The sequence below is a fragment of the Novacetimonas pomaceti genome (assembly GCF_003207955.1).
GTDB classification, from domain to species: domain Bacteria; phylum Pseudomonadota; class Alphaproteobacteria; order Acetobacterales; family Acetobacteraceae; genus Novacetimonas; species Novacetimonas pomaceti.
Genome location: NZ_NOXG01000064.1, coordinates 1 through 3,586 on the forward strand (window position 1 = coordinate 1; position 3,586 = coordinate 3,586).

Here is a 3,586-nt window from a genome sequence, read left to right on the forward strand (position 1 = left end):
GCATCGGGTTTTCTTATAGCTTACGAAAATTTCTTTTGTGCAAAACAGACTTTTTCATAATCTAACCCGATGTACAACCCTTCTGTGAGATTTCCGCGTCGAGCCCGGCATCATGTATGGCGGACACCATTTCCTTGAACTCACGCAGGGTTTCCGCACGGTCGGAGGCATATTGGGGAGTGGGGGCAAAAAAACCGATCGTGTTGTAACCCCAGTAATTCTTCAGCCCCTTCTGCAGAAGATGATTGTCACTGAGGAAACTGTGGACCGGCAGAAGCTCGATGGATGTCACGCCGAGGAGACGGATATATTCAAGCACTTCCCGCCTTGCCATCCCGGCATAGGTTCCCCGCAGCCCTTCGGGGACAAGGGGGTTCTTCTGAGTATATCCCTTGACATGCGCTTCATAGATGACGGACTGGTCCCAGGGGAGCGGATTGCGCCCCGACTGTCCCCGCCAGTCGAAATTGGGATCTATGACCACGCATTTCGGCACATACGGCGCGCTGTCGCGCGTATCGAAGCTGAGATCCCCGTCCTTGTGCCCGATGGTGTACCCGAACACCGCATCATTCCATTGCAGCTCCCCCGCATGCGCACGGGCATAAGGATCAAGCAGCAGCTTGTTGGGATTGAAGCGATGGCCCGCGTCAGGCTCATAGGGGCCATGGACGCGATACCCGTAAAACTGCCCGGGCTGGACATCGGCGATCCAGCCATGAAAGATCTGGTCCGTGTATTCAGGCAGCGTGATCCGTTCCAGCTCGACCTGACCCTGACTGTCGAACAGGCAGACCTCGACCTTTGTCGCATGGGCTGAAAAGAGGGAGAAATTGACGCCCTTGCCGTCCCATGTCGCCCCACGTGGATAAGGGGAGCCTTCACGCAGACGCGGATTTAACTGCGGGACCATTGCCATGCCTCGGGTCTTTCGGATTTTACGATTCCCCTAACCCCCGATGGCGGAAACAGTTGCCGTCCGCATGTTCGCGACCGCCACGGCGGGAAACGGGCCGCCAGCCCCCCGACAGAAGCGGGGCATGCCGTTACTATTCATTTTATTTATATTGTCCTGACAGAGAAAATCTTTACGAGTATTTTTGTGCATCGCAAAAATATTTGCGAAATTTAAATTGTTTGACTGGAATATTTTTTTTGCTACGTTCCGTATGTCTCGCAAAAAAGAAAAACAATACTATGTCAGACATCCCATCCCCTTCCCTATACCTTGCCGAAATACATTCTTTCGCGACAGGGAGCCGGTTCGCATTCTCGCGGGCTCATGACCTTCCGATGCCTTATCAATGAGATCCATCCGACAGACATGACATCCTGATCCCGGCAAAAACCTGATCCAATAATAAAAAGAACTGCCAAGGTCATGAAAAACAGAATATCCACCTTGTGCCCGGCATCCATGCCGCATGTCGTGATTCCTGCGTTCATATGCTTTTTTCTGCTCATGACGACGGCATCTGTCGTGCCCTGCGCGCGCGCCCAGGGCACGCCCTCCGGCACCGCCGCGTCATCCCCGCCCGTAACAGCGCCCCCCAAGGGAAAGCCAAGGAATGCCGAGGAAGTCGGCCCGACACGGCGCAGCATCCAGCGTCCGCCCAATACGCCCATTCCCCCCAGCGGTGTCCCAGTCCTTCCGACGGCAGGCCTTGCCCCGCTGAGCGTCGCGCCAATCAGCAGCCCGGGCGACAGGAAGTCATTCCACAAGATCGAACTCGACGCCCTGAGCAGGGATGAAGGGTTTTCGGGCATGCTGCCTGCCTCCCTCGATGCGCTGCGCGATACCGATCTGGAAGACCCCTATTACGTTCCCACCGCCGGAACAGGACATCTTGTGCCGCAGCTCAAGGGATTTCGGTCAATGCTACTGGATCACGGCGTCAGCTTCGCCTTTACCTATAAGGGAGAGGCGATGGGCGTCATCAATGGCGGGGTGGAACGGGGCATGAGTTATGTCCACGAACTTACCGCGCAGGTCAATTTCGACCTTGAAAAAATGGCGAACCTGACGGGCTGGTCCGTGCATACGCTGGTCATGGAACGCGCCGGGCGCGCCGTCAGCCATGACCGCGTGGGGGAATATTATGTCAACCTGCAGGAAGTTTATGGGCTTTCGGGGCATGTGGTCGCGCACCTGGTTGATTTCTATGCGGAAAAAAAGCTGCTGAACAACCATCTCGACATCACGTTCGGCCGTATGGCGCTGACGCATGTGTTCGCGACCTCGCCATTGCTCTGCTCCTTCATGGTGACATGCTCGGCACCGGTCGCGCTGAAGCTCGATCCCGGCTTCAGCGTCTATCCCAAGGCCACGTGGGGCAGCCGCCTGCGCCTGCGTCCTACGCGCGATACCGCCATCCAGTTCGGCGCGTACGAGGTCAGCCCCCTGCTGAGCAATCCCAGCGGCTGGGCATGGGGCAGCGAACCGGCGACGGGCCTCATGCTGCCGGTCGAATTCACATGGCAGCCCTTTCTGACGCGCAACCGCCTGCCGGGCCATTACGTGCTGGGCTATGCGCACGATACGACCCGTTATCCTGACCAGCTCGGCGTAAGCCTGCCCGCGGCCCTGCGTGCCAGCGCGGGACGCCAGCGTTCCGCGCCAATGGACATGTTCTGGTTCGAAGGCGACCAGATGGTGTACCGCCGGGGCGGGCGCAACCAGATGGCGGGTGGATACCTGATGGCCGGGTATATTCACAACACGCCCCATGTCACCTCGATCTCGGATCAGGCATATGGGGGCCTGTCCTTTGCCGCCGTCATTCCCTCACGCCTGACGGACCGTCTGGGGATCATGTATTCATGGTATCATGTCAGCCACCGCAAGGAGGAAGGACAGATCCTTATCCAGGATGCCGGATATTCACTGGGCACGGCGGTCCGGGCCCCCCAGACCAGTTCCCATATCATCGAGGCCTATTACGCCATCGACGCGGCCCCCGGCGTGCTGGTCCAGCCTGAATTCGAATACATGATTTATCCGGGCGAAACGCGGCACATCCCCAACGCGGCGCTGGTGGGCCTGAAGGTCATCGCCAACCTGTAGGCCGGAACATTCTGTCACATCGCGAACATAATAAGAAATGGAATAATAAATATTTGAAATATCCCTGAAAGGGACGCGAAACGCATTTTCCAATACAAGTGTTTCATGATCGGTTGGAAAGGCAGTGAAATAAACGTCCGGCATATCCGTTCCTGTTCACGCCTGATCTGCATGCTCGCCTTTTCCCTTCTGGCAGGCGCGTGTTCCGTCGGACCGCATTACCAGCCGGAACATGCTGCCCTGCCCGCGCATTATCGCGAGGAAAAGGACGATGACGTGGACTTCCGGCCGGTGGAACTGGTGCAATGGTGGCAGCAGTTCCACGACCCGATCCTGAACAGGCTGGTCGAGGTGGCATTCGACCACAATCATGACATCAGGGGGGCAGCGCAACGGGTCCTCGTCGCCCATGCCATGCGTGATATCGACGCGGATTTCTCACACTTGAGGCAATTTCGGGTCATTTTGTAGAATTCAGTCATCCCACAGGAGCCCGATCTGGAATATTGACGATATTCTGCT

2 protein-coding genes and 1 pseudogene are annotated in these 3,586 nt (G+C 57.0%); 2 read left to right on the forward strand and 1 reads right to left on the reverse strand.

Annotated features, from left to right (window positions below):
* Positions 1–97: 97 nt before the first annotated feature.
* Positions 98–913, reverse strand: a pseudogene (locus tag CFR71_RS15320) (glycogen debranching protein GlgX); the annotation flags it as partial.
* A 549-nt stretch (positions 914–1,462) separates the two neighbouring features.
* Here CFR71_RS15320 and CFR71_RS15325 point away from each other — a divergent pair.
* Entirely contained in the window at positions 1,463–3,064 is a 1,602-nt protein-coding gene (locus tag CFR71_RS15325) for a carbohydrate porin (protein WP_239020456.1), read from the forward strand.
* A 171-nt stretch (positions 3,065–3,235) separates the two neighbouring features.
* Positions 3,236–3,535, forward strand: coding sequence for an outer membrane factor lipoprotein domain-containing protein (locus CFR71_RS15330; protein ID WP_133251188.1), 300 nt, complete (start codon positions 3,236–3,238; stop codon positions 3,533–3,535).
* Positions 3,536–3,586: the final 51 nt, after the last annotated feature.